Annotated in this window: 24 protein-coding genes and 1 pseudogene; 13 read left to right on the top strand and 12 right to left on the bottom strand. The window is 55.2% G+C overall.

Translation table 11 applies throughout. From position 1 onward, the window contains the following. Nucleotides 1-123: 123 nt before the first annotated feature. Nucleotides 124-5,019, top strand: coding sequence for an NAD-glutamate dehydrogenase (locus AB4N85_RS10100; RefSeq protein ID WP_095180183.1), 4,896 nt, complete (start codon nucleotides 124-126; stop codon nucleotides 5,017-5,019). 61 nt (nucleotides 5,020-5,080) lie between these two features. Here the strand turns inward: AB4N85_RS10100 and AB4N85_RS10095 are convergent, their stop codons facing one another. From AB4N85_RS10095 to pdxR, 4 genes are all read right to left on the bottom strand, one after another. Next, nucleotides 5,081-6,379 carry an NHL repeat-containing protein gene (locus AB4N85_RS10095; RefSeq protein WP_252867728.1) on the bottom strand — a complete coding sequence of 433 codons (1,299 nt, stop codon included), beginning with the start codon at nucleotides 6,377-6,379 and terminating at the stop codon, nucleotides 5,081-5,083. A gap of 275 nt (nucleotides 6,380-6,654) precedes the next feature. Then, entirely contained in the window at nucleotides 6,655-7,056 is a 402-nt protein-coding gene (locus tag AB4N85_RS10090; RefSeq protein ID WP_252867727.1) for a cupin domain-containing protein, read from the bottom strand. A 192-nt stretch (nucleotides 7,057-7,248) separates the two neighbouring features. After that, nucleotides 7,249-7,542 carry a putative quinol monooxygenase gene (locus tag AB4N85_RS10085; RefSeq protein WP_016774982.1) on the bottom strand — a complete coding sequence of 98 codons (294 nt, stop codon included), beginning with the start codon at nucleotides 7,540-7,542 and terminating at the stop codon, nucleotides 7,249-7,251. Between the two features lie 123 nt (nucleotides 7,543-7,665). Then, complete coding sequence (pdxR, locus tag AB4N85_RS10080) at nucleotides 7,666-9,099, bottom strand: MocR-like pyridoxine biosynthesis transcription factor PdxR (RefSeq protein WP_217849020.1); 1,434 nt, start codon at nucleotides 9,097-9,099, stop codon at nucleotides 7,666-7,668. A 444-nt stretch (nucleotides 9,100-9,543) separates the two neighbouring features. Between pdxR and AB4N85_RS10075 the strand changes: the two genes are divergently transcribed. Next, entirely contained in the window at nucleotides 9,544-9,984 is a 441-nt protein-coding gene (locus AB4N85_RS10075; RefSeq protein WP_252867726.1) for a carboxymuconolactone decarboxylase family protein, read from the top strand. Between the two features lie 180 nt (nucleotides 9,985-10,164). Here AB4N85_RS10075 and AB4N85_RS10070 read toward each other — a convergent pair whose 3' ends face one another. Beyond that, the gene (locus AB4N85_RS10070) at nucleotides 10,165-10,467 is read right to left on the bottom strand and encodes a hypothetical protein (RefSeq protein WP_041480100.1); all 303 of its coding nucleotides are present in this window, start codon (nucleotides 10,465-10,467) and stop codon (nucleotides 10,165-10,167) included. 150 nt (nucleotides 10,468-10,617) lie between these two features. On the opposite strand from AB4N85_RS10070, the gene AB4N85_RS10065 reads away from it, so the two are divergent. Genes AB4N85_RS10065 through AB4N85_RS10055 form a run of 3 tightly spaced genes read left to right on the top strand, consistent with a single transcriptional unit; the run spans nucleotide 10,618 to nucleotide 12,859 of the window. Next, nucleotides 10,618-11,340, top strand: a complete 723-nt coding sequence (locus AB4N85_RS10065; protein ID WP_252869556.1) for an STN domain-containing protein — start codon at nucleotides 10,618-10,620, stop codon at nucleotides 11,338-11,340. After that, on the top strand, nucleotides 11,337-11,888 hold the full coding sequence (locus AB4N85_RS10060) for an RNA polymerase sigma factor (RefSeq protein ID WP_252867725.1): 552 nt from the start codon (nucleotides 11,337-11,339) through the stop codon (nucleotides 11,886-11,888). Before AB4N85_RS10065 ends, AB4N85_RS10060 begins: the two co-directional genes overlap by 4 nt. A gap of 32 nt (nucleotides 11,889-11,920) precedes the next feature. Further along, entirely contained in the window at nucleotides 11,921-12,859 is a 939-nt protein-coding gene (locus AB4N85_RS10055) for a FecR family protein (protein ID WP_252867724.1), read from the top strand. Between the two features lie 676 nt (nucleotides 12,860-13,535). Here the strand turns inward: AB4N85_RS10055 and AB4N85_RS10050 are convergent. After that, nucleotides 13,536-14,216 (bottom strand): hypothetical protein, encoded by a 681-nt coding sequence (locus AB4N85_RS10050; protein ID WP_460067901.1) that lies wholly within the window; start codon nucleotides 14,214-14,216, stop codon nucleotides 13,536-13,538. 93 nt (nucleotides 14,217-14,309) lie between these two features. Between AB4N85_RS10050 and AB4N85_RS10045 the strand changes: the two genes are divergently transcribed. Further along, the gene (locus tag AB4N85_RS10045) at nucleotides 14,310-14,981 is read left to right on the top strand and encodes a Crp/Fnr family transcriptional regulator (RefSeq protein ID WP_252867722.1); all 672 of its coding nucleotides are present in this window, start codon (nucleotides 14,310-14,312) and stop codon (nucleotides 14,979-14,981) included. A 39-nt stretch (nucleotides 14,982-15,020) separates the two neighbouring features. On the opposite strand, the gene AB4N85_RS10040 is transcribed toward AB4N85_RS10045, so the two are convergent. Both AB4N85_RS10040 and AB4N85_RS10035 read right to left on the bottom strand, forming a co-directional pair. Next, nucleotides 15,021-15,629, bottom strand: a complete 609-nt coding sequence (locus tag AB4N85_RS10040; RefSeq protein WP_252867721.1) for a prepilin-type N-terminal cleavage/methylation domain-containing protein — start codon at nucleotides 15,627-15,629, stop codon at nucleotides 15,021-15,023. Beyond that, nucleotides 15,626-16,072 (bottom strand): GspH/FimT family pseudopilin, encoded by a 447-nt coding sequence (locus AB4N85_RS10035; RefSeq protein WP_252867720.1) that lies wholly within the window; start codon nucleotides 16,070-16,072, stop codon nucleotides 15,626-15,628. The genes AB4N85_RS10040 and AB4N85_RS10035 overlap by 4 nt, the downstream gene beginning before the upstream one ends. Nucleotides 16,073-16,192: 120 nt before the next feature. Between AB4N85_RS10035 and AB4N85_RS10030 the strand changes: the two genes are divergently transcribed. Then, the gene (locus tag AB4N85_RS10030; RefSeq protein ID WP_252867719.1) at nucleotides 16,193-16,630 is read left to right on the top strand and encodes a type II secretion system protein N; all 438 of its coding nucleotides are present in this window, start codon (nucleotides 16,193-16,195) and stop codon (nucleotides 16,628-16,630) included. Nucleotides 16,631-17,133: 503 nt separating this feature from the next. Continuing rightward, complete coding sequence (locus AB4N85_RS10025) at nucleotides 17,134-18,054, top strand: hypothetical protein (RefSeq protein WP_252867718.1); 921 nt, start codon at nucleotides 17,134-17,136, stop codon at nucleotides 18,052-18,054. Nucleotides 18,055-18,353: 299 nt separating this feature from the next. Here AB4N85_RS10025 and AB4N85_RS10020 read toward each other — a convergent pair whose 3' ends face one another. The 3 genes from AB4N85_RS10020 to AB4N85_RS10010 all read right to left on the bottom strand — a co-directional run bounded on the left by AB4N85_RS10020 (nucleotide 18,354) and on the right by AB4N85_RS10010 (nucleotide 20,683). Next, complete coding sequence (locus tag AB4N85_RS10020; RefSeq protein WP_460067897.1) at nucleotides 18,354-19,283, bottom strand: ATP-grasp domain-containing protein; 930 nt, start codon at nucleotides 19,281-19,283, stop codon at nucleotides 18,354-18,356. A gap of 45 nt (nucleotides 19,284-19,328) precedes the next feature. Continuing rightward, nucleotides 19,329-19,532, bottom strand: coding sequence for a hypothetical protein (locus AB4N85_RS10015; RefSeq protein WP_252867716.1), 204 nt, complete (start codon nucleotides 19,530-19,532; stop codon nucleotides 19,329-19,331). Nucleotides 19,533-20,044: 512 nt separating this feature from the next. Beyond that, nucleotides 20,045-20,683: a hypothetical protein gene (locus AB4N85_RS10010; protein WP_252867715.1), complete on the bottom strand. Its 639-nt coding sequence runs from the start codon at nucleotides 20,681-20,683 to the stop codon at nucleotides 20,045-20,047. 568 nt (nucleotides 20,684-21,251) lie between these two features. Between AB4N85_RS10010 and AB4N85_RS10005 the strand changes: the two genes are divergently transcribed. From AB4N85_RS10005 to AB4N85_RS09985, 5 genes and pseudogenes are all read left to right on the top strand, one after another. After that, complete coding sequence (locus AB4N85_RS10005; RefSeq protein ID WP_252867714.1) at nucleotides 21,252-22,370, top strand: nucleoid-associated protein; 1,119 nt, start codon at nucleotides 21,252-21,254, stop codon at nucleotides 22,368-22,370. 5 nt (nucleotides 22,371-22,375) lie between these two features. Continuing rightward, nucleotides 22,376-23,668 (top strand): hypothetical protein, encoded by a 1,293-nt coding sequence (locus tag AB4N85_RS10000; RefSeq protein ID WP_252867713.1) that lies wholly within the window; start codon nucleotides 22,376-22,378, stop codon nucleotides 23,666-23,668. Nucleotides 23,669-23,783: 115 nt separating this feature from the next. Next, on the top strand, nucleotides 23,784-24,080 hold the full coding sequence (locus tag AB4N85_RS09995; protein WP_252867712.1) for a DUF3825 domain-containing protein: 297 nt from the start codon (nucleotides 23,784-23,786) through the stop codon (nucleotides 24,078-24,080). Continuing rightward, nucleotides 24,016-24,567, top strand: a pseudogene (locus AB4N85_RS09990) (DUF3825 domain-containing protein). Before AB4N85_RS09995 ends, AB4N85_RS09990 begins: the two are co-directional and overlap by 65 nt. Nucleotides 24,568-25,278: 711 nt before the next feature. Beyond that, nucleotides 25,279-25,638: a DUF6124 family protein gene (locus AB4N85_RS09985; protein ID WP_252867711.1), complete on the top strand. Its 360-nt coding sequence runs from the start codon at nucleotides 25,279-25,281 to the stop codon at nucleotides 25,636-25,638. A gap of 233 nt (nucleotides 25,639-25,871) precedes the next feature. Here AB4N85_RS09985 and AB4N85_RS09980 read toward each other — a convergent pair whose 3' ends face one another. Beyond that, complete coding sequence (locus tag AB4N85_RS09980) at nucleotides 25,872-26,396, bottom strand: GNAT family N-acetyltransferase (RefSeq protein ID WP_252867710.1); 525 nt, start codon at nucleotides 26,394-26,396, stop codon at nucleotides 25,872-25,874. Nucleotides 26,397-26,735: the final 339 nt, after the last annotated feature.

The following is a 26,735-nucleotide window of genomic DNA, read 5'->3' as shown; positions in this document are numbered from 1 at the left end:
GCTTCACCCACCTGTCTCCCTGTTTCCTCTGCCCGAGAATCAGGAACAGGGCGACACCAGCCCCGAAAGGGGTGTTGCACGCGACGCTTTCCATCAATAACAAGCTTAAGCGGAGTACCACAGATGGCGTTCTTCACCGCAGCCAGCAAAGCCGACTTCCAGCACCAACTGCAAGCGGCACTGGCGCAGCACATCAGTGAACAGGCACTGCCACAAGTGGCGCTGTTCGCTGAACAATTCTTCGGCATCATTTCCCTGGACGAGCTGACTCAACGTCGTCTCTCCGACCTCGCTGGCTGTACTCTCTCTGCGTGGCGCCTGCTTGAGCGCTTCGATCACGCGCAACCGCAAGTGCGTGTCTACAACCCCGATTACGAACGCCACGGCTGGCAGTCGACCCACACCGCGGTCGAAGTGCTGCACCACGACCTGCCATTTCTGGTCGACTCGGTGCGTACCGAGCTGAACCGTCGCGGCTACAGCATTCATACCCTGCAGACCACCGTGCTCAGCGTGCGTCGTGGCAGCAAGGGCGAATTGCTGGAAATCCTGCCAAAAGGCAGCACCGGCGAAGGCGTGCTGCACGAATCGCTGATGTACCTGGAAATCGACCGTTGCGCCAACGCGGCCGAGCTGAACGTGCTGAGCAAAGAGCTTGAGCAGGTGCTAGGTGAAGTGCGCGTCGCCGTTGCTGACTTCGAGCCGATGAAAGCCAAGGTGCAGGACATCCTCACCCAGCTCGACAACAGCGCCTATCCGGTCGATGCCGACGAAAAGAACGAAATCAAGAGCTTCCTGGAATGGCTGGTGGGCAACCACTTCACCTTCCTCGGCTACGAAGAGTTCGTGGTTACCGATCAAGCCGATGGCGGCCACATCGAGTACGACCGGAACTCCTTCCTCGGCCTGACGAAACTGCTGCGCACCGGCCTGACCTACGAAGACCTGCGCATCGAAGACTACGCCGTGTCCTATCTGCGCGAACCGACCCTGCTGTCGTTCGCCAAGGCTGCGCACCCGAGCCGTGTGCACCGTCCGGCTTACCCGGACTACGTGTCGATCCGTGAAATCGACGCCGACGGCAAAGTCATCAAGGAACACCGCTTCATGGGCCTGTACACCTCGTCGGTGTACGGCGAGAGCGTGCGGGTCATCCCGTTCATCCGCCGCAAGGTCGAAGAAATCGAGCGCCGCTCCGGCTTCCAGTCCAAGGCTCACTTGGGCAAGGAACTGGCACAGGTCCTCGAAGTGCTGCCGCGTGACGACCTGTTCCAGACCCCGGTCGACGAACTGTTCACCACTGTGATGTCGATCGTGCAGATCCAGGAACGCAACAAGATCCGCGTGTTCCTGCGCAAAGACCCGTACGGTCGCTTCTGCTACTGCCTGGCCTACGTGCCGCGCGATATCTATTCCACTGAAGTGCGCCAGAAGATCCAGCAAGTGCTGATGGAGCGCCTGAAGGCTTCCGATTGCGAATTCTGGACTTTCTTCTCGGAATCCGTGCTGGCCCGCGTGCAGCTGATTCTGCGCGTCGATCCGAAGAACCGCCTCGACATCGACCCGCTGCTGCTGGAAAAAGAAGTCGTACAAGCGTGCCGCAGCTGGCAGGACGACTACGCCGCACTGACCGTCGAGAGCTTCGGCGAAGCCCACGGCACCAACGTGCTGGCCGACTTCCCGAAAGGCTTCCCGGCCGGCTACCGCGAGCGTTTTGCTGCGCATTCGGCCGTGGTCGACATGCAGCACCTGCTGAGCCTCAACGAAAAAAATCCGCTGGTGATGAGCTTCTATCAGCCGCTCGGTCAGGTCTCCGGCCAGCGCGAGCTGCATTGCAAGCTGTATCACGCCGACACGCCGCTGGCGCTGTCCGACGTCCTGCCGATTCTGGAAAACCTCGGTCTGCGCGTGCTGGGTGAATTCCCGTACCGCCTGCGTCACACCAATGGCCGCGAATTCTGGATTCACGATTTCGCCTTCACCGCCGCTGAAGGTCTGGACCTCGACATCCAGCAACTCAACGACACCCTGCAGGACGCGTTCGTGCACATCGTGCGCGGCGATGCCGAGAACGATGCGTTCAACCGTCTGGTGCTGACCGCTGGTCTGCCATGGCGCGACGTCGCGCTGCTGCGTGCCTACGCCCGTTACCTGAAGCAGATTCGTCTGGGCTTCGACCTGGGTTACATCGCCAGCACCCTGAACAACCACACCGACATCGCTCGCGAACTGACCCGGTTGTTCAAGACCCGTTTCTACCTGGCGCGCAAGCTCGGCAGCGACGATCTGGAAGACAAGCAACTGCGTCTGGAACAAGCGATTCTGACTGCACTGGACGATGTTCAGGTGCTCAACGAAGACCGCATCCTGCGTCGTTACCTCGACCTGATCAAAGCCACCCTGCGCACCAACTTCTATCAGACGGATGCCAACGGCCAGAACAAGTCGTACTTCAGCTTCAAGTTCAACCCGCATGCGATCCCTGAGCTGCCAAAGCCAGTGCCGAAGTTTGAAATCTTCGTTTACTCGCCACGCGTCGAAGGCGTGCACCTGCGCTTCGGCAACGTTGCTCGTGGTGGCCTGCGCTGGTCCGACCGTGAAGAAGACTTCCGTACCGAAGTGCTCGGCCTGGTAAAAGCCCAGCAAGTGAAAAACTCGGTCATCGTGCCGGTGGGTGCGAAGGGCGGCTTCCTGCCGCGTCGTCTGCCACTGGGCGGCAGCCGGGACGAGATCGCGGCGGAGGGCATCGCCTGCTACCGCATCTTCATTTCCGGTCTGTTGGACATCACCGACAACCTGAAGGACGGCGCCCTGGTGCCGCCGGTCAATGTCGTGCGTCATGACGACGATGACCCGTACCTGGTGGTCGCGGCGGACAAGGGCACTGCAACCTTCTCCGACATCGCCAACGGCATCGCCATCGACTACGGCTTCTGGCTGGGTGACGCGTTCGCCTCCGGTGGTTCGGCCGGTTACGACCACAAGAAAATGGGCATCACCGCCAAGGGCGCGTGGGTCGGCGTACAGCGCCACTTCCGCGAACGCGGCATCAATGTTCAGGAAGACAGCATCACCGTGGTTGGCGTCGGCGACATGGCTGGCGACGTGTTCGGTAACGGCCTGTTGATGTCCGACAAGCTGCAACTGGTCGCGGCATTCAACCACATGCACATCTTCATCGACCCTAACCCGAACCCGGCGACCAGTTTCGTCGAGCGTCAGCGTCTGTTCGACCTGCCGCGTTCGGCATGGACCGACTACGACACCAGCATCATGTCCGAAGGTGGCGGTATCTTCTCGCGCAGCGCGAAGAGCATCGCGATCTCGCCGCAGATGAAAGAACGCTTCGACATCCAGGCTGACAAGCTGACCCCGACCGAACTGCTCAATGCCTTGCTCAAGGCGCCGGTGGATCTGTTGTGGAACGGCGGCATCGGCACCTACGTCAAGGCCAGCACCGAAAGCCACGCCGATGTCGGCGACAAGGCCAACGATGCACTGCGCGTCAACGGTAACGAGTTGCGCTGCAAAGTCGTGGGCGAGGGCGGTAACCTCGGCATGACCCAACTGGGTCGCGTGGAATTCGGCTTGAATGGCGGCGGTTCCAACACCGACTTCATCGACAACGCCGGTGGCGTGGACTGCTCCGACCACGAAGTGAACATCAAGATCCTGCTGAACGAAGTGGTTCAGGCCGGTGACATGACCGACAAGCAACGCAACCAGTTGCTGGCGAGCATGACCGACGAAGTCGGCAATCTGGTGTTGGGCAACAACTACAAGCAGACTCAGGCCCTGTCCCTGGCGGCGCGCCGTGCTTACGCGCGCATCGCTGAGTACAAGCGTCTGATGAGCGATCTGGAAGGCCGTGGCAAGCTGGACCGTGCCATCGAGTTCCTGCCGACCGAAGAGCAACTGACCGAGCGCGTCGCTGAGGGCCACGGCCTGACCCGTCCTGAGCTGTCGGTGCTGATTTCCTACAGCAAGATCGACCTCAAAGAGCAGCTGCTGGGCTCGCTGGTGCCGGACGACGACTACCTGACACGCGACATGGAAACGGCGTTCCCGCCGACCCTGGTCAGCAAGTTCTCCGAAGCCATGCGTCGCCACCGTCTGAAGCGCGAGATCGTCAGCACGCAGATCGCCAACGATCTGGTCAACCACATGGGCATCACCTTCGTGCAGCGACTCAAAGAGTCGACCGGCATGAGCCCGGCGAACGTGGCTGGCGCTTACGTGATCGTGCGCGACATCTTCCACCTCCCGCACTGGTTCCGTCAGATCGAAGCGCTGGACTACCAGGTTTCCGCTGACGTGCAGCTGGAGCTGATGGACGAGCTGATGCGTCTGGGCCGTCGCGCCACGCGCTGGTTCCTGCGTGCCCGCCGCAACGAGCAGAACGCTGCCCGTGACGTCGCGCATTTCGGTCCGCACCTGAAAGAACTGGGTCTGAAACTCGACGAACTGCTCAGCGGCGAAATCCGCGAGAACTGGCAGTCGCGCTATCAGGCGTACGTCGAAGCCGGTGTGCCGGAATTGCTGGCGCGTATGGTTGCGGGTACTTCGCACCTGTACACGCTGCTGCCGATCATCGAAGCCGCAGACGTCACCGGGCAGAACCCGGCCGAAGTGGCCAAGGCCTACTTCGCCGTCGGCTCTGCGCTGGACATCACCTGGTACCTGCAACAGATCAGCGCTCTGCCGGTTGAAAACAACTGGCAGGCTCTGGCCCGTGAAGCGTTCCGTGATGACGTCGACTGGCAGCAACGGGCGATCACCATCTCCGTCCTGCAACAGGGCGACGGCTCGCAGGACGTGGAAGCACGCCTGGCGCTGTGGATGGCCCAGCACGAAAGCATGATCGAACGCTGGCGCGCCATGTTGGTGGAAATCCGTGCTGCGAGCGGTACGGACTACGCCATGTACGCGGTGGCCAACCGTGAACTGCTGGATCTGGCGTTGAGCGGGCAAGCGATCGTGCCTGCGATCACTGCGAATGCCGAGCTTGAACTGGCGTAAGTAGTGGCTGAATGAAGAAGCCCCGCTCTCGAAAGAGGCGGGGCTTTTTCTTGTCTGTCATTCAGAACGTATCGGCGCAGCGAAAGGCGAAGCTACCGACGCCGTCCGTACGGGGCAGGGATGTTCCGGCTACGACAAGCTGATTGTTCTGAATGGCAAGGCCTCCCGCCATGTCGAGCACGGCGGTCAGATTGATGACCAGCACACCGTCGTCGGCAAAATCGCGATCTGGATAGCCTTCCGATTTGAACTGGGCAATGACGATTTCCGAGTCTTGTTCGCCGTGGGTGCTGGAAAGCACGACGATGTGTCCGTCCCTCAGCGTGCCAGCAGTCCATTGGATGCCGAAAAGGGCTTTTGGATAGGACGTCAGGACAGGCCTCCCTTCATTGAAGTCGATGGCGTATTTCCCGTTCCTGTCGACACAAACCAGGACGCCCTGGTGAACAAAATCCTTCGAGGTGGCGCTACCGATGCCAAGGATGTTGCCACCAGGCATTTCGACCAGTTGGTTGATCTGACTGAGCTTGTCCAGGCGGTCGAACAGGGCAAAACCGTTATCGCCAAAGCTGCTGACAGGCTTACCTGTGGCGTCGAAGAGGGCGATCATTGCGCGGTAGCGGTTTTCACGTGAAACGTAACCTGCGATGGCGAATTTGCCGTCCTGGAGCCGGATCAGTGAGCCAGCCCACGTGAAGTTGGCCAGGTATCGAATCACGACGTAACCCTTTCCCTGGCCAAACGCAGTGTCCAGAGCCCCGTTGCTTTGCAGCCTGATCAAAAGACCGCATTGGTCATTGGGGGAATATCGATGGTTGCTCAATACCATCAGTTTTCCGTCGTCCAGTTCAATGGCATGGCCACTGTAATCGGATGCCGTAGTGCGTTTTTGCCCAAGTTCGATCTCGGACGACGTGAGCGCGGGCACCGGAATCGGATCAACGAAGACTACGCCGTTGACGCCAAATGCGGTCTCGGGCGTTCCGTCATTGCGAAACATTGCCAGGCAGCGTTGTGGCTGTGCGTATTCGTGTAGATAAAAGGCACCCTGAAGCAACAGATTTCCGTTCTTGAGGATGCTGATGCTGCCACCCGTGGATTTATAGCCCGGAGCGAAAACCCCGCTGGCCACGCCATCCCGGGCAAACGAAGTGTCCTGTGTGCCATCAGTCTTCAATCGCACAATGGCGAACTTGTTGCCCGGACTTGCGGCGATCAGCAGCTTGCCGTCCGCCGCGACGGCAACTGCGTTGGCGAAGCCGTTTTCCTGATCGGGATATTTAAACCAGGTGAGGCCATTTTTGTCGGGGCCGAAAGTGGGGTCCAGGTTATGCACAGCGGTGTCTTTTACTTCAGTCATGGTCTGCTCCTCGAATACGCTGTTTTTGCGTAAAGCGATCAGTCGATAGGGACCGGCAAATCAACGCAGTGCTGGTATTTGGGGAGCTTTCGGTCGCGCTGTCCACTGTCAGACCTGACAGTGGACAGCGGCGGATGATTGTGGATTTGGAAGACGGGATGGCCTGTCTTGCCGGGGATTTAATGTCTGAGGGATTTTGTGGTGTCCGGTCTGGCGCCTTCGCGAGCAGGCTCGCTCCCACGGTTGATCGCATTCCAAATGTGATCAGGCAGCCATCAGTTTTCCAGCGGGATCAGCACCTGCTCGTTCGGGGCCATCACCATGAACACCAGCAACCTGGCAGGCTTGGTTGAGCTGGCGTTTTTCGACACCAGATGCTCGGAGCCGGCCGGCTCGTACCAGAACTGGCCCTTTTTGTAAGTGATCGCCTGTTCGCCTTTGACTTGGGAAATCACTTCGCCGTCGAGCACGTAAGCCATCGCCGTACCTTCGTGTTTATGGGCGATCGAGGATTGCCCGGGCTGGTAGTCGACTTCGATCATCATGGCTTTCTTGCCGGGGGCGTTTTTCAGCAGTTGGTCCTGCAGGACGGTGATTTTTTCGGATGGGTCGTGAGCCATTGCCGAGGCGGAGAGGGTGAAGGCGAGGGCGGCAGCGACGAGGTGCAGGGCTTTCATGGCGGGTTACCTGTGATGGTGGGGGTGTGCTCACAGTAGGCCGCAATGTGGCCGGTTCAAACGGCCAATATTCGCGAAGATCAGGTGACCAATTCTGGTTCAAAAGCAAAGATCGCAGCCTTCGGCAGCTCCTACAGGGGAACGCATTCCAGAGTAGGAGCTGCCGAAGGCTGCGATCTTTTGATCTTGCTTTTAGACGATAGGGAAGCTGTTGAAATCGACGCTATTGGCCAGGCGGCTATCGATCAGGTCGATAAACCCCTGTGCCTCGGGCCGGTTGAAATGCGCCTGCATCGCCGCTTCCGACTGCCAGCGCGCGCTGACCGTCCAGCGGTGGCTGTCCTCGGGGCAGCGGTCGACCAGGTAGGAATCGCAGCCCGGGGTTTCGCGCAGGGTGTCGACGATCTTCTGCAATTGCTTGCCGAGCTCTTCCGAGCGGCCCGCAACCGCCTTCACTTCAACCGTGTTGATCACTTCGTTGGACATTGCTCACACTCCTGAATCAGGCCGGACGAATCCTGCTCACTGAGGGATAACGCCTGTGCAGAATAGGCCTGTCGCCATGAATCACCAATAACCAATCGGCGGTAAAAGCCTTATACCAACGGCTCATGACAGCTGTTCGAGGATGTCGCGCAAGCGATCGAGGGCAATGTCGATGTCGAGGGTTTCGATGGCGCCGAAACCGAAGTAAAGGCCTTCTTTCGCCGGCTGCTGGTAGTAGAAACCACTGATCGCATACAGGCCGACCTCGACCTTTTTTGCCAGCTCGATGACCAACGGCAAATCGATAGGCACCTTGCAGAACACCGCCATGTGAAACCCGGCGCTGGCCGGCACGGCTTGCAGCCATGGCGCCAGATCCGTCGCCATGCGCTCCAGGATGCGTTCGCGGCGTTGCGCGTAGATCGTGTGGCAGCGGCGGATGTGCTTGAGCAGGCAACCCTCGGCGATGAACTTGGCCAGCGCCCATTGCGGCAGGGTCGAGGCGTGCAGATCGGTGAGCTGTTTGGCGCGGATCACTGCCTCGATGATCGACGGCGGCAAGATCGCGTAGCCCAGGCGCAACTCCGGCAGCAGGGTTTTCGAGAAGGTGCCGACGTAGGCGACGATGCCGCGCTGATCGAGGTTGTACAGCGAATCCGTAGGCCGGCCTTCGTAGCGGAATTCGCTGTCGTAATCGTCTTCGATGATGATCGCGCCGAGCTCGTGGGCACGGGCGAGCAGGGCCTCGCGGCGCGCCTGACTCATCGCCATGCCCAGCGGAAACTGGTGCGACGGGGTGACGTAAATGAGCCGCGTGCCATCGGGAATGTGCTCGACCTGAATGCCCTCGGCATCCACCGGCACCCCGACCACCTCCGCGCCATGCGTGCCGAACAACAAGCGCGCGGGCGGATAGCCGGGGTCTTCCATGGCCACCAGACTGCCGGGACGGGTCAATACGCGGGCAATCAGGTCCAGCGCCTGCTGCGCGCCGTTGCATACGACGATGTCCTCGTCCTGACAGTTGATGCCACGGGAAAACGCGATGTGCCGAGCGATCGCATTGCGCAGCGCCGGCAAGCCTTCGGCGACGCTGTAGAAACCTTTCGACTGCGCCATCTGCCGCATCGCGTGGGCGACGCAGCGGCGCCAGTCGTCGTGGGGGAACTGGCCTTTGCTGGTGGCGCCGCCGATGAAGTCGTAGCGCAGCGAACCTTGCAGCGTCGGGTGACGGAGGAACACCGGCAGATTGCGCCAGCTCTCGATCACCTCGGCACTGGCCAGCTCGGTGTGGCTCTGCTTGCGCTGCACCTGTGCCGGGCGGGCGTTGACGTAGGTGCCTTTGCCGATCACGCCGGTGAGGAAGTTTTCGTAGGTCAGCTGCGCATAAGTGTCGGAAATGGTCTTGCGCGAAATGCCCAATTGCTCGGCCAGCAAGCGGCTCGGCGGTAACTGCGTACCCGCCGCCAACCGCCCGGATTCAATCGCCGCGCGCAGCTGCTGATACAACTGACCGGCAAGATCCTTGCGGCCGTTGATCACGACATGAAGTTCCATACCGACGAGGCTCCCGGGTGTTGAGTGAAGTGTCGGTCAGATTAGCGTTGTTGGGCTTTTGGCAGTAGTTGCGTGGAGTAAAAACCGCAAATTGGCGCAAGTCCCTGTGGGAGCGAGCCTGCTCGCGAAGGCGGTGTGTCATTGAACAGATTCGTTGTCTGACACTCCGCTATCGCTGGCAAGCCAGCTCCCACAGTTTTTGCGGCGTGCACAAATCTTGTGAACGACGTTAAACCTTGTGGGAGCTGGCTTGCCAGCGATGGCGGTGGTGCAGTGGATGAATATTTGTCTGGGAAACCGCTTTCGCGAGCAGGCTCGCTCCCACAGGTATTGCGTTTGGCCGAGGTTCATTGGTGTAGCCGGAATTCATGGAATTGGGGCTGTAACACAGCCCTCACAGCCCTTACCGTGAAACTCATCATTCCGCCTGCCGAGAGCCGCGCCATGTCCCTGCGTCTGGATTACTACAACGCTTCGCCCAAGGCGATGAAAGCGATGCTTGCCACGGAGGCGCTGACCAGCAACCTGAGCATCGAAGCGCCGCTTCTGCAATTGATCCGGATCCGCGCTTCGCAACTCAACGGCTGCGCCTTCTGCACTGACATGCATTCGGTGGACGCGCGGCGGGCCGGGGAGAGCGATCGGCGCCTTTACGCGATCGCGGTGTGGCGCGACAGCAACTTCTTCAATCCCCGCGAACGGGCGGCGCTGGCCTGGGCCGAGGCGGTGACGCTGTTGGCCGAAAGCCACGTGCCGGATGACGTCTACCAGCAGGCGCGCGAGCAGTTCGATGAAGGCGAACTGGTGGACCTGACGGTTGCAGTCAGCACCATCAACAGCTGGAATCGTTTGGCTGTCAGCTTCCGTCAGACCCCGAGTGACTGAAAAGCCCCCCTCCCTGTGGCGAGGGGATTTATCCCCGTTCGGCTGCGCAGCAGACGCCAAAACGGTGAAATCGGTTTATCTGACAGATCAGAGTCAGGCGACTTCGGGGCTGCTGCGCAACCCAACGGGGATGAATCCCCTCACCACAGGTGCTAAATCCCTCAGCACCCACAGTGCGATTCAATTCGCCGGCCGCTGCGGTTTCACCGATGTGCCAAAGGTGTTGCCCATCCGCGTACTCGTCGCCGCCGGGGTCGCCAGTCCGACCTGATTCGGCGCGCGCTTGTGCACCGGCACATTCAACGCTTCCATGTTCTTCTGCGCCGCCGCCGCGCCGTCGGGATTGTTGCCCATCTGTTGGCTCAGGCAATCGTAATTCGGCGCCTTGTAACCGCCGACCGTGACCTCGACACAACCCAGCGGCTCCTCCGCCTGCGCTGCGCCCACCGTCATCAGCAAGACCCACATCCACCGCGTTTTCATGTCCGCCTCCTGGCCCGCCCGAATGGGCCGCTCTGGGGTTTGAGTCTAGTGCAAGCGCGGCGCAAAACCCGTGATGGTTTTTTTGCACCGCCCGTCATACCAGAGTCATAAATGCCCCGCAGGATAGCGATTTTCAGGGGTGCGCCAGTCGTGCAGCGAGGCAGTTCGCGGATCAGTCTTCAGCGCTCGGCGACGCTTGTGCGCCGCGCGGGTCTGGGGTGGCTGCTCGGTCTGCTGGCCAACGCGGCCAATGCAGATCCAGCAGCGGCGGATATGCGCCTGACCTTGCACATCCCGGCTCAGGAGCTGGCCCGGGCGTTGGATCAATACAGCCGCGCCACGGGCGTTGCGGTGCTGGTCGACAGCCAGTTGAGCCGGGGCCGTCGCTCCCTCGCCGTGGATGGCGAATTCACCGCCGCCGACGCCTTGCGTCATTTGCTCGGCGGCACCGGGTTGATGGCGCGCTATGCCCGCGCCGACGCGTTCACTCTACAAGCGGCGCAGGTGGAAGATCTGCCGGTGCCGACGGACAAACCCACGCCGGCCGCTGTCGCGGTCAACCGCAGTTATGCGACGGCGGTGCAAGCGGCGATCGAGCGCAAGCTGTGCCGCTCGCCGCTGACACGGCCGGGCAGTTATCGCGCGGTGTTGCAGGTGTGGGTCGGGCGCGACAGCGTGGTGCAGCACAACCGGTTGGTCACTTCGACCGGCGATGTACGGCGCGATAACGCGCTGGTGGAAAGTTTTCGCAACCTCACAATCGATCGGCCGACGCCCAGCGCCTTGCGCCAGCCGGTCACGTTGCTGTTGTTACCGGAGTCGTCAGGGAAGCGCATGGAATGCACGAGATGGGAAGGAGTTTCCGGGGGATGAAAGACGCCGGACAAAGCGCGATGGGCCAGCTGTTCCTCAGCTCCTACGAGGACTTTCGCGTGCGCCTGCGCCGCCGCCTAGGCTCCGAGGATCTGGCCAATGACGTGCTGCACGAGACCTGGCTGCGGGTCGATCGCATGGAAACCCCGCCGAACCTGCTCAAGCCCAACGCCTACCTGTATCGCATGGCCCTCAACATCGCCGCCGACCGCCGTCAGGCCGATGCGCGGCTGCTCACCGGTACTGAGGTCGAAGAGCTGCTGCAACTGGGCGACGAAGCCCTCGACCCGGCGCGGGTGGTCGGCGGGCAAAAGGAGATGCAGGCCCTGCTCAGCGCCTTGTACGAACTGCCCGCACGGCGTCGACGGATCTTCATCGCCGCGCGGCTGGAAGAGGCGCCACACCTGGAAATCTCCCAGCGTTTCGGCATTTCCACGCGCATGGTCGAGAAGGAAATCAAAGCCGCGTTGGGCTTCTGCGCAGCGAAACTGGAAAGAAAAGTGTTTCAGCGGTTCGGTCGCGGGGCCGGAAAACCGTCTAGCGAATAGTGACCCGATTAATCCGTTGAGAATTTGCGCGTTTGAACATCTTTCGACTGAAACCCGCCGAGCCTTCGGCCACCGAGTTGCTGCACAGCGAAGCCCGCGACTGGCTGATCCTGCTGACCTCGGGCCGCGCCACCGTCGCCGACGCCCGCGCCCTGCGCGAATGGTGCGCGCAGAGCGGCGAACATGCCCGGGCCTTCGAAGAAGCCAAGCGGTTGTGGCATCACCTGCAACCGGCCGCCGAAGCCGTGCAGGGCCGCAGCAGCTTCGGCCGACGGGCATTTCTCGGCGGCGCGATTGCCGCATCCACCGCATTCCTGCTGGTGCGCGGCACCATTCCCGGTGGCTTCGAAGGGCTGGGCGCTGACTACATCACTGAAGTCGGCCAGCAACGCCGGGTCGAACCGGCACAAGGCGTCAGCCTCGAACTCAACACCCAGACCCGCATCAACCAGCGCAGCGTCGAAAACGGCGTGCAGGGCTTTGAACTGCTCAGCGGCGAAGTCGAAGTGCAAACCGCACGCCTGCCACTGGCAATGCAGGCCGGAGCAGGGTGGTTACGCGCCAGTCAGGCCCGCTTCAACCTGCGCAACACCGACCATCAAGTCTGCGTGACCTGCCTCGACGGCGCGGTCGACGTCGCCCTCGAAGGCCGCAACCTGCGCCTCGAAGCGGGCCAGCAAGTTACCTACGACGCACGGCAAATCGGCAACGTGCAAACCGTCGACACCGCCGCCGTGATGAACTGGCGCCAACAAGTGCTGGTGTTCAACGGCGCGACCCTCAGCCAGATGATCGACGAAATCAACCGCTACCGCCCCGGCATGCTCCTGCTGCTCAACCGCGAACTCGGCCAACGCCGCGTCCAGGCCCGCTTCAACCTCGACCAACTCGCCGGCGTCGCCTTGCTGATCCGCGACGCCTACGGCGTCAAATGCACCGAACTGCCGGGCGGCGTGGTCGTCCTCAGCTAGCGCCAAAAAGGCTTGCTCCAACGTCCGGCCCACTCGCTAAAGCTCGGGGTTCCTTCGTTCCGATGTCGCCCGTGGATCAAGATCAAAAGCAGGCGAGCTGACACTCGGCCTATCGGATGGTGAAAGCGTGGGGTGTTCGGCTTTTGATTTGCGTTGTCGCTACCCCTCACCCCAGCCCTCTCCCGAGGGAGAGGGGGTCGATTGGGAGCTTTTCAGAATCTGCATTCGGCTCGGTATCTCAAGTCGGCGTACTTCGCCTGTACAACTCGGTCAGTCCCCTCTCCCTCCGGGAGAGGGCTAGGGTGAGGGGGTCTTGATGTGGCTTTTGATCTATTGCCCCTTCCCCCCGGTGCCTTCTGTGGGAGCGAGCCCGCTCGCGAAAGCAGTTTCCCGGCAGACCAATATCCAACGATCGCACTCAATCCCTGTGGGAGCTGGCTTGCCAGCGATGACGGCCTCACAGCCACCCAATCCCCAACTGCCTACACCCAATCCAAATGTAGGAGCCGCCGAAGGCCGCGATCTTTTGATCTTGCTTTTGCTTTCTGTGGGAGCGAGCCCGCTCGCGAAAGCGGTTCTTCAGTCACCAATTCCCCAACTGCCTACACCCAATCCCATTGTAGGAGTGAGCCTGCTCGCGATGACGGCCTCACAGCCCACCAATCCCCAACTGACCTCACCCTCGCTTGATACTCACTCCCTCACTTCTATCCAAAAGCCACGACAACAGCAGCCCTGGAACCAAAAAGCCCAACGAAACCAAAACCCCATGGAGCACGTGCGCCAGAGGTTCATCGAGTGTGGCAACCAACTTCATGGGTGAAGCCACTGGCGATAGCTGCAAGAACAAAACCACCAGCACCACACAAGGCCAGATCAAGTTCACGCCGCGTCGGACGCTGAGCCGCCATGCATAAACCGCCAACACTGCTGAGAAAACACCTTCGAGCACCCAGGAGACAGTCCCCAGCTTGCCCCAAAGCCCATAACCGTAATGCTCGACCGAGTGCGGATACTGTGCCAAATCGCTGTTGTGCATCGGCCAGTCGGCGATGAAGTGAGAGAAGGCGGCCAACGCTGCCACGATGGCTACCGGTCGATGCTTGATGAACAGCAGTCCCCAAATCGCAGACCAGAACACCGCAGCCAGCAATGAGTGATCCCAGTCGATAAAGGTCAGATCAAAAAACAGGTACGGCCCGCTGTTCAAATTTGCGGTGACGGTGTTGAAGCCAAGAATGATGAAAATCCCATCGAGCAGATCCAGAAAACCGACGCCCATCATGATGGGTAGCGCGGGAATCGTGGGATAGCGGGCCTTGATTGCCAGGCCGATGGCGAAGTGACCGACGTACATTCTGCGTTCCTGCTTCAGACAGGCCTGTCGTCTACAGGCCAGAGGCGTCTGATACTATCCGAGCCCTCACACCAAGATTGTCGGGTTTTGGCAATGTCCGAATTGTCGGCTGAAGCGATACCTCCATCATTTTCCCTGCCACCAGAAGTGGACGCGATTTTGCTCGAGGCCTCGCGGATCAGGACATTGGTAAAGTCAGAGGCGCTGTTCCCTCAAGGCTCTAAACCCCTGGGCATGTTTCGTGTGATTCAAGGCACCTTGCGCGTCGATAGCCTGGGCGCCCGTGGACACCAACTGCTGCTTACTCAATTGGTCGCTGGGGACTGGTTCGGCGAAGTACCACTTCTCGATGGCTTACCAAGAAAGTATGACGTTACAGCCGTCTCGCCTGCGCGTATTGCAGTGCTGCCTGCCAGCGCATTCTGGCAAATCATCGAGCGCCGACCCGACGTTCTGCTAGCCATTACCCGGCTGGTCTGTGGCCGATATCGAATGGCGCTCGATTGGGCCGGGAATACGATCCGCAATCCTCTGCCTGTCAGGTTGGCCCGCCGACTCGTTTCCTTGATCAAAGGCCCAGGTATCGAAGAAGCGCCATGCCTGAAGGTCAACCAGGAACATATCGCCCAACAACTGGGCGTGTCTCGCCAGAGCGTCAACCGTCAGCTGAAAATCTGGGAAGCCGAATGCCTGTTGGCTGTTCGATACGGCGCCGTCACCCTTCTCGATGTGCAAAAACTCAGAGAGGCAGCACGGGAGAGTTAACCTGCCATAAGCGCCAAACGTGCTGAGGAAGGGGGCTGCTCAGTTGAGTGGGCCGATCACCTGTCGGTATTTTTCCAGGCCTTGTGGCGTCTGACGAGTCAGGCTGATTTCCAGTCCGGCCGGATCTTCCTGACGATTCCCACTCAACTGCCGCCAGCCTTTATCGATCTCCCAAACCCGCACCTGCACATCACTCACCTCACTCAACACCGCAACCCCATTCCCAGGCGCCGGCAACGGATAGCGACTGCGCGCCTCAGCCACCGCCCGATACAACGTATCCCCCTTGACCCACCACCGAACCTGCTGCAACGCTCCCGGCTGATCCGCCGCGCTACGAATAATGTCCAGCCGAAACCCCTTGCTGTCACTGCTGCGCACCGTCACCGCCGGCGGCGCGGTCGGCGCCTCATCCTCAGCCCCGACCTTGCGCGGCTCGCTCAACTCCACCCCCGCGCGCATGTCGACATCGCGCTGCAACTGATTCAACACCCGCATCAACCCATCGCTCTGCTCACTGCTGGCCTGCAAATGACTGTCCGCCCGCGTCACACTGTCCAGCCCGCGCCAGGCAATCAGACTCACCACCGCCATCAGCAGAATCGCGACCATCACCTCAATCAGAGTGAACCCTTGCTGAGTCTTCATTGAATACTGATCCGCCCACTGCCATCGCGCAGCACACTCAGCCGATTGGCCCCATCCGACAAAATCAGCCGCAACGGCGGATTGATCCACTCGGCATTCAGCACCACCGTCTGCCGAGGCTCCACACGCACCTCGATCTTCGGGCTCTGCCACGCACGCGGGCGCAACTGCGCATCCTCCATGAACGACTCAAACCCCACGCCATCATCCCCACGCCGCCCAAACCGAAACCCCTTGGCATCCGCCATCCACACAATCGGCCGCCCATCGGCGCGAGCCTCGGCCTGCGCCACCTGCAACAACTGCGCAACCCGCTCGGCATCCTTGCGCAACAACTGCAACGGATCGGGCCTGATACTCAAACTGATCGCCGCACTGGCAATCCCGATGATCACCAGCACCACCATCAACTCGATCAACGTAAAACCTTGCTGCCTGCTCATCACCCACGCGCTCCTTGGCGTCCCACCCCATCGTGCCCGGCGAACATGTAAGGCATGTGAAATAAAACGGAGAGAATTGCCGCGTAGGCTGGCAACAGGGACAACAAGGAGCGACAACCCATGAAATTCACCGCACGGATTACCCCGGCAAAAACCGTCCAGGCCCTGGCCCTACTTACCGCCCTGGTGGGCGTCGCGACGTGGTCGTCGCTGCTGCTGACCACGGCGGAATCGCACACACCCGCAGCCGCCCCGCAAGTGCTCGCGGCGAGGAGCGATAGCCCGGCGTTGCAGTGGTTCTCCAATGAGACCGCACCGGTGGATATCAAGGTGAGTGGGGTGATCGCGGGCGGGAGTGGAACGGTGGCGATATTGAGTTTGAATGATGGCGCGCCGAGGAGTTTTTTGGTGGGGGAGAAGGTTGGGGTTGGGGTGCGGTTGGTGGGGGTTGAGGGGGATGGGGTGGTGATTGAGCGGGGTGGGGAGAGGGTGAGGTTGGGGGTTGAGAGGTTGGGGGAGGGGGTGGAGATGCCGAGGCTGATCCGGCCGGAATTGTAGAGTGGGAAATAGGGGCAACCCCGAGGTCTTGGGGTTTGCTTTTACACAAAAACCAACAGCTGTGTTTGTCCGCTACCGGCCAAAACCGGACGATCAGCTGTGTCTACAGACACTATGGGCGATTCAGTGATTGTAATGTCCTTTGCGTGAGCGCAGGAATGCTCTAATGGGCTATCTAGGTAAGCCCGACTGCGGCCTGATAGAACCAGCAAAAGTCACCGACTGTTGTTATTGAGGGACACCATGAGCAGGAAGCGGTAACCCCGCCCGTGCCGTAGTGGTAAATTGATGCCAATTTTCACTGGCGTTACTCTCGGGACTCTTATAAAAACCATGCCCCAATTGAACCTGACACATGCCGCGTAGCTCCCTGCTAGCCCACATTCAACCAGGTTGCTTATCTACTGCGTCGAGTGGGGTCATGCAGATTTACCGTTGCTGTGAACATTCACATCAAAACCTCGGACGTTTAACAGACTTAACCTCACTGCCATGGAGACATCATGACGATTGCTGCCGTATGGGTCCGTACACTTGATAATGGAGCGGAGGAGCTAATCTTCTGCTCGGACAGCAGGCTAAGTAATGGTAAACGATTTGATCATTGCCAGAAAACTTTTTGTTTCTCACGAACTGATGCGGCTATATGCTTTGCAGGAAGAACCGATTGGGCATACCCGATGATTATCGCAGCTATCAAGGCCGCGAACCTCCACATACCGTCTCAAACAAGAGCGCTAGGCCTCACCAAGTTTAAAAGCCATTTAGTTGACATCCTTAATCAGATGCAACGAGAGGTTCACAGTTATGTGAAAGGTGAGAACATCCCAGAAGTAACCTTCATTATTGGCGGCTATGATTGGTTTGATAAAACTTTTCGGATTTGGCGCATACAGTTCGAGTCTTCTACGAGCGAATTCATCGCTCACGAGCGTAAGGATAGTAACCGATTTGGTGGATTAGGAAAGATAGAAATTGCTGGCGACCCTGAGTGGATATCCGAAGTAAGAGTGCGTCTGAAGGCGTTGGCGCAGGAGCGATATGGTCGAGACATGCGACAGCCGGAAAGTGCACGATTTAACATGGAGCCATTTGGTATTATTCGGGATCTGCTCCGAGAATCCAACGTCGGCGATAGCATCGGCGGGGCTCCGCAAGCTGTGAAGGTGTATCAGTACGTAAACTCGACCGATGTGGGTGTTTTCTGGCCAACCGCAGCTAGTGGCCGGCTGTTTATTTCTGGCCGTCCACTTCTGGAGTACGAGCGCGCCACAATCAACTCTGTAGTTGATCCGGACACTCTTAACTCGACTTGGTGCAGTGGTAACACGGCCGGTGCCTCAGCCCAAATCGAAAAAGCGAACATGAGAGATCAGTCTAGGGCATCTGATGACGAGCCGGTCGCCATGGAAATACCGGATTGATTGAGTAACATCCGCTATCCTAGGCATTACGAACTGCCGCTTTGGGTCTATTGCAGCCCTTCACGATAGGCAGTTATCAACCCAAAGCCGTCGTTCGCAACAAGAGATTCTGGCAGTTTGCAGGACGGGCTGGAGAAAATCCGGCAGCAGAATGCAAAGTATCTAACATATGCTAACCAGCGCTAATCATCTGGTATTGAGGGAGCATCTCACCCCACCAGATTATTAATTTCGGCAAGTTGCATCCATGATGCTGTATGCCATTATGCCGCCCAGTGCAATTTGAGTGGTGTAAGTTGTTATATGTTTGCTTGATGAAACAAAAAATCTGCAAAGTGTTCGGACAAGGGGATACCAGCGAGAGGTTCCAAAAAAAGAAATTGGCCTTGAGGGTTTACTTCTAGGAAATAAATATTTCCATCCTTGTCGACTTTGCAGTCAACGATACCCATTTTTAAGTTTAAGCTATGAAGAAGGCCTGTTAATTTTTGAGCGATACTGTCTGGCAGGTCGTAGAGTTTGTATTTTAGGTCATAGTTAGAGCGCCAGTCGAGATCTTGCGATTCAAGTATGAACGTGAAAAATCTACTACCAAAAATGTTGATGCGTAGATGTTTTGTTCCTTCAATTAACTGCTGGTAAATTATCGGGGCCGCCAGAATCGATTTCTCATTAAGTAGATTGGCGTCTGAAATTTTTATCGTTTCTATTTGCTCAAGCTTTGTTCCGCCTAGAGGTTTTGCAATCACACCTCCGTGGTTAATATTAAAAAAACGTCGTATTTCTTCTGGGGAGTTTGAGATTAGTGTGTCTGGGATGGTTAAGCCAGCTTCTTTAGCTTTGCAAAGTTGAGTTATTTTATTCTCCGCAAGGAAAGTGCTAATCGGATGGCTGACCCATGCCCCTTCAAAATCTCTGAGAAACGCCCCTAGTATTGTTAATCTCCAATCGTTAGAAGCGGTATCGGATTGTGCAGGATTTTCAAAAGATGCTCTTTGTTTATGGGCGATTCTTCGAAACCAAACCGCTCCTACTTTCGAGATATCTAAAGTTGAATCTGGCGCATGTGAGAATTTCGATTTATTTACATCGATTGAAACTTTGATTACTCCACAAAGATCATCAGTATCTATTACCGAGCAAGGAGAGCTATATTTATCAAGAAGTCTTTTTTGTACAACGAGTGCATGAAGATCGTCTTTCGTTGTTAAAATTACGATTGGCTTCATTTTTTTCTCGATGAGAACTGCCCCAGGAGGGGCAGTGATTGAATATTAAATCGGTGAGTAACCGCAATCATCTTCGCCGTATTTTCCGCAACAGCTTAAGATTTTTGCACCTGATAATACTTCTGGCTCCGGTCTTACTCCAACCTCTTCAAGCATATACTGCTCCCAGCGAGCAAGCTCTTCTGGCGTCTTTACTTCTATGATTTTATTTGCTTGGAAGTGGAATAAGGCATGCGTGAGTAGCTTCATGAGATTACGTCTCCTGTGAGTGCTATTCATGTTAACTACGTTTGTGATGCTTTTTATTATCTTCGGGCTCTTAAAAAGAACACCACCGGGTAGCCTAGACGATGGAATTAAATAGGGCAAGGCGCAGTGAAATTAAAAGCTAGGCTTTTCAATTTCTCGGGCAATGTGTAAAGGTGAGTTATCAAAGGTTATAGAGACATCCACAATAAATTTATTTTTTATTTCTAAGTGGAATTATTTTCTGATCTGAATTCGCGATTAGCTATAACTAGCAGACATGTTCGCGAGTGTTGGGCTCGCCGTATCGCTTCACGCATAGCCAATATCATATTGTATTAACTCTGGCTGTACTCTCAAACCTCTTCTAAATTTTATTATTTTCTCGGCGATTGTGGTTCAGGCCGAGCGCTGGCGCTGGCAAGATAGCCTCGGCTCGACAAAAGTGGGCGACCGTGACTGACCGCTTCTGGCCGAAAGCGGTAACTCATAAGCGACTGCTTTCGGCTACGTGACTATGCCACCAAGCCGGCCTTCAGAAAAAGCTGGCAGAGTTTGGTCGGGAGAATGGCACCACCATCAAAGCCGCCATTGTTCATTCCTAGACCGGCGTTCACAAATGCAAGCAGAACAGATTCATCCATTTCGACAGCATCTTCGATTTTCGCCCTGGAAAATTTTCCTATTTTGTCGATGTCAAAGGACGGAATGCGCTCAAGAGCAAATAAGATGCGGCTAAGCTCTTCAAACGAAATGTCTTCACTGGCATAAGCCGCAAAACATTTTGCTGCCAGCTCCGGCTTTTTCGCGCTCTCCATCCTTTCTAGGATTTCGATTATCGTCTCACCTACTCTCCCAGCGAATTTGTCGTTTTCTCCAAGTTTGCTCAGCATCTCGTTTCGCTTGATTTCTGAAATCTCGGAAAGCTGGCTAAGAAAACGAAGAAGCTTGCCACCAAAAACGTGATCCCTGATAGACAATGTCGCGCTGAAGATACCCGCTATGCTGCTGACGACCGGGATTGATTTGGCAGCATCAGAGGCGAGCAAGGCATCTATCCCGAGCTCGACATATTCCTTGGCTGCGTCTCCTATAGAGCCGGAACGTATTACTTTCGCGAGTTCTGCACCACGTGGTGAATCGTTCTTGTCCATGAGTCTCCCCCTATTTTTTGTGTTTTCTTCCGACATCAATACACTCTTGGAGTGAGTCGTACACTATTTGAACGTCTGCTTGTGGCCCAGAGTATGTAAAAACGCTTTGTCAAAATTGAAGTGCGCGCGTCTACGTTAAATCTGAAATTTATCGGCACGTCAGCAGATGTGGATTTCGCGCAGATGCGCGATTTCCAGTCTAGTTTTGAGAGCCTGTCGCGCTCGAAAATGTTTTTACACAGCCTGGGCCGAGAGCGGTCGTTGCTGAGAGGTCGCTTACGGCCAGAACAACCACTGGAAAATGGGCGTGTTCGGCTGTGAATTCAGATAGTGGACGCACCCCACCAACCACAATAGCCACATCGACGCAGATCGCATGCCTGAACGTGTGCAGCCGCAATGCAGTCGAGCACCACCTATCGAATCGGAGCGTGAAGTATTGTTTTTTGGCTGTATATGCATACAGTTTATGGGTGGAAGCAGTGAGGTCAAAAAAATCCCTTGAGGCACATTGATATCATGATGTAGATTCAGGGCCTCAAACTATATTTGCAGACAAGGAAGTATCATGGACGTAAAAGTGAATTTCGCGGTTGTTCATGAGCTTGTAAAAGAGCAATTTAAGGATATTCAAGCTTCCGACATTCGCAAGGTTGTGCTTAATAAAGACAAACCAGCCGTTAGCAAATTGATAATCGGCGCAACATCAATTTACGGCAAAAAAAACAACGCTACTCACTATGGGATTTTCGCAAAAAAAACTGCGAGTGAATTTCCGAAAGACTTTGATGCCTACTCAAAAATTGCTATTTCGGAAAAATCCTTTCTCGAAGTTACTGAGTCAGCTATGGCGGAGCTCTATATCGCAGCGAAAAAAACCACTGCTTCTTCGGGGGGGTATATCTTATTCGTAGACTATGAGAGCAGTCAGGGGCGATTCTTGCTGATTGCAATGCTTAAAAAGCGTGATGGTCTGAGGCTTAACGAAAATCTCGAGCCTGAAGAGTTGATTGAGCTGGATCTTAGTAGCCTGTATCACGCAGCTCGTATTAATTTCAATAAATATCAAGAGCATGCCACAGCGGATGATGAAGCGAAGCAAGAGCTAAATTATCTTAGCTTTTTGAGCCAAAGCGCAGGGCGATCTGCTGCGGGGTATTTTGTAACAGCACTTGGATGCGCAGTAGGAACCGCTTCAGCGGCGGCTACGAAAAATCTTATCATTGAGAGCGTTAAGTTTTTCAGGGATCGTCCAAATCTCCGTGACAAGAGAATTCAGTTTAAAGATGAGGTTTTGAGATATCTAGAGCGTCAGCGAGATTCTGGACAATCTGTCAAGCTCTCGGAAGTTGAGGCAATTGCTCGTCAATTTTTTCCGGCAGAGATGGAAGGCCAAGCTGATGATTTAGCGAATGAGTTTACAGGGCACCTAAATAGCGAAGCCGTCGGAGTTCCCGTTGAGTTTCCAATCAGCAAAGTAACACTTGATAAGTATACTCATGTGATATACAAGGCTGACAACTGGCAGCTGAAGTTTGATCGCAATTCCTTAGGTGAGGGGGTGGATGCTGAAATTCGTTTTTTTGAACAAGAACGAAAATTAATCATCAATAATCTTTCTGAAGGCGCTATTGAAGTCATTCGTCAAGCCATTGCGGATAAACGAGATGCTGCCGAGCCAGAGTAATTGCTATGGTAGATGTAAGTAAGTTTGCCGAGGCATATCGGTTGCTTGGTCGTCCTGCTCTTGCGACGGCTAACGCATTTGATTTCAGAGCTTCTGCTTTTAACCCAGAAATCAACAATGCAATTGAAGCACTCATAATTTCGAAAGCTGGCCGGTTTGACGAGTTACTGGTTGATGGTGTGGATATAGATCCATCTGCCTTCAATTCTTCTTCATCATGGTCAACGATCGAAGTTGCATTCATACTTGATACTTCGGGCGCGGTGCCCGTTTTCAAAAGTTTTGATCAGCTTATGGCTCGATCTAAGAGCTTAGTTCGCACGCAAGTTCCGACTAGGTTTTACATAATCGAAGAAAATATCCTGTCTTCTGAGGAACCTATCGATCATCGGATAAAAACGCTTCATGCATTATGTCACCTTATCGTTTATTTAGCTGATTTGGCACATTTTCACGATGAAAAGGAATCAAGTGATGAGTATAAACTTGTATTCGTTGCAGAAGATCTAGCTAAAGGCGAGCGCGCCATAACGCTTTATCCATATCTGGATCGCGAATTGCTAGATTTTGAGATAAGCACCGAGCTAATCGACAGCCTTCAGATGAGTAACTTGAATGAAAGTCCACAGCTCTTCAAAGAGCGATCTATTTTTCGCGCAACCTTGATTGAGTATTTGGCTGCCCAGCTTGGAGGAAAAGAGCGCTTCAAGTTCCTAATTTCTACCTGGTCGCAGTTTTTGATTTTGTATGGAAATAATCTATCAACTTATCTTAGTGGCTTTTCTTTTCATAAAGCAAAGCAAGAAGTGGCAAATGCGCAGTTAACAATAGCTGATCAAATGTCAAAGGTTGTAAGCGATATCAGTGGAAAAATTCTGGGCATACCGATCTCGTTAGCTGTCGTTATTGCAATATCAAAAGCCGAAAACGTTTTAGAAAGCTCACTTTTGGTTTTGAGTATTTTAATAACCTCTGCTTTGTTAGCCGAAACCTTAGCAGCACAAAAATTGCAATATGAGCGGATCAAACATTCTCGTATTATAATGTTTGCAACTCACCAGCAGAAAGCACATCAATATCCAGAGGATTTACGAAGCTATATAAAAGATTCTGTAGAGGCGCTAACTGCTAACGAGAGAAAGCTCAAGGGCTCTTTAATGGTATTGAGAATACTCTCATGGTTTCCTGCAATTGTTGCCACAGCGCTCCACTTCTGCATCTTTCGAAATGATTTTTTTTATGGCTTTGAGGAGATTGTGATTTTTGTACGCCCCCTTATTTACACTGTCTTCGAGTAAATTAATCTTGTTGAAAATTAAATTCATGAAGACTCAACTGGGGTCAGTGTAACTTTCGATAGCTTAATGCAACCATATCAAGGTTTTTGGTTGTTTAGAATCAAGGAGAGAAAAAATGCCAAAGAATGCACCATATGATTTCCCCGAGCATTTTCGCGATTTTGTATTTATGCCAAAATTCGATGAGAATATTGAAGAGCTGGCTAGTGTCGTTGAAAAAGAAGATTGGGAGCATCGATCAACTGCCTCATCTGCGTATCATCCAGTTTTGCGAAACTACTTAACTTATACATATCGCAGAGTTGCTGAGGAAAAAAGGTGGCAATCACTCCGGATGAGGAGTATGCGTGTTTCAATTTGGGGCTTATTACCGAAAGGCAGGAGCCTGTGTTTTCCTTTTTCAAAAAAATAAGTTGCCGACCCGAGACTCATATTGGCATTTTTGGAAGTTTTGTAGAAAGGGAGAGTGGGATCTTAATAGGTTTCCAGCACTACCGGACATGGCTCATTATTATGACGATCCCTCTAGCTTGGTATACGATTCCAGAAAAGAACTCAGAGTAAAAGTAGAACACATTATTGCTGATAACCTTGAGCGCTTTCCTACAGAGTTGCAGTCGATGAATCCTTATGGACTGCAAAATCTCGTGAAAGGAGCAATCGATTCAGCAGTAGAGCGCGTTCGAAGAAACTACAAAACCGCGATACCTCAGTATTATCAAGGTACGATACAGCTTTTGCCTCCGCTTACGTTGACAGATCCAGCAAAAGCAGATTTAGCTTTAGTTGCATAAAGATTTTCTGGGTTTTATAGAGCAGCTACATGTTTGACACTTGACATGGCATACAACAATGCGAGGCAGGTAGCGCGACCTGATAGAGATTGGCTAGTGCCTTGAGATTCATCAGCGATCAACAGAAGCAGGCCTTAATTGCGGTCTGCTTCTGTTAGCGCTCAGTCCTGAGTAAACATCAATGGCGAGACCCCGCATGTGGCTATCGGTTTAATCCGGCTAGGAGCAGGCGATAAATGTTGTTGCTCAAACAATAGGCTTCCAGGACTGACGGTTGGTGGCGATGGATGGCACTTCACAACCTGTTGCCGTTAGCCGAGAAGGGCCTGCGGCCGTCAAAAAGTAAAAGTCATGAATGGCCGCTATTGGCCGAAAGCAGCCTTTTGCACGAGTAAAAGTCAGCTCAAAAGGCCGAAACGGAACGCATCTGTCCCGCCCAACGTGGCGCAATTGCGTCTGATAAACACAAATGTTTAAAAAGACATCTACAGTCACGCTCTTGGGCTACATATCCTTGCGCCTTTGCCTACAGCTACGCCAGAATCCGCCGGCTTGTGCGCTTTGGGGCCGGGTTCTATTGTGGTCGGGTCGCTGACGAATCAGCGATCGGGTTTGGTAGCCCGGCTTAGACTTGGCGCATAGCGTCACCCGATTCAGTCTTTTTTGGGGCTGTGTCTTTATGGTGGTCATGCGCAGGGCGTCTTCGGGCGCGCCGGTTTTCCAAGTCACCGGTCTACCAACCTTCGTATGGCCACCACCCCTTCGTTTGGTAGCGAAAAGATGATGGCTCCTTTTCTATGATTTGGAGATTCACTCATGATCAAACCAACACCCAACCCGCCCGAAACCGATCCCACCTCTCCCTACGAATCCCTCGATTCCAACAAACTCCACGAAGCCGCCGACCGCGCGCTCGATCATTACCTGTCGCCAAACAATCTCCTGCCTCCGCCGCGCAAGGCGCGTGGGATGTATGCGGTGACGGCGGATACCAAGAATGAAGAACTGCTGGCTGATGCGAGTGAAACGCTTGCTTCGGCGAAGACGATTGCCCAGGACATTTCCAGTCTGTTGCCGGCGCCGCAGCGGCGGGCGTTGTTGGGGGTTGCTCAACTGATCATGTTGGGGGAGCTGGCGGTGAATCGGTTGATGGATAATTTGGAGGTGGCGGGGTGAGGTAAATGTACTTGGGCGCCAGAAAGGTGGTTTGTTATTAAGGCTGGCGCTTTCGCGAGCAGGCTCGCTCCCACAAGATTGTGTGTTGGTCGCGAGATTTGGTTTGGTGGCTGAGATCTTGGGGGCGTTGGGAAAACGGGCCGGATTTATTTTTGAACAATAGATCCGGCCCTTTTGAATGTTCAGCGGGCGAATGAAATTACCGACCTATCGCCGCACAGATGGTTGCCCATCTAACGGTGCAACCGCTGACGGGGCACCGTATCAACATTTGCCTGGTCGCCCAAATCAACGGCATTACCGTTAGCCCGAACATAATAGTTATCGAATTCAGCGCTTTCGACGAACACAAAGCCATGGCGAGTGTAAAAACGATTTGAGGCGCTTTCTTTGAGAGCTCCAACCTTGATGGGACGCCCGATCTCATCAGCCTCTCTGAAAATCCGAGTAAGAACTTCAGAGCCGATTCCTGCTCCTTGAGCACTGGGTATCACATACAAGTGGTCAAGTAGAAGCTCGCTCTGGTGGTCTTTGATTACGACAAAACCGACCAGATCACCTGATACTTCTATGCGGCGGGTGCTGTTAGCGTCGAAGCCAGCAAGAAATCGTTCGCGCGCACGATCCGGGTCAAATCGTCCAAGCCGTTCAAGGCTCTCGCGCATGGCCTCAATCCTGATGGCGACCAGATCTTCCAGGTCGTTATTGGAAGCTGCGCATAAAACGACAGCGGAGTTTTGATCAGCGGAGGCTGGCATTTCAAGCACCCTAAACATGGCCGGTCAGTCATTATAGAAAACAGAATCCGCATCACCACTGCTGTCTCGCTTCAATGGAGGCGATGGCATCAGCTTCAGGAGGATGTGTTCGCCGGACGCTTACGTCTGTTGGGGCAAGGGGGCGGATCTGCCGTGGTATCCGAGACGCACTCAGGGTTTCGGATAAACGCCAACGTTTAAAAATACATCTCCAGTCACGCTCCCAAGCTACATATCCTTGCGCCTTTGCCTACAGCTACGCCAGAATCCGCCGGCTTGTGCGCCTTGGGACCGGGTTCTATTGTGGTCGGGTCGCTGACGAATCAGCGATCGGATTTG

The organism is Pseudomonas sp. H1_G08, from assembly GCF_054681355.1.
This window is presented reverse-complemented; position numbering and strand designations above follow the sequence as displayed.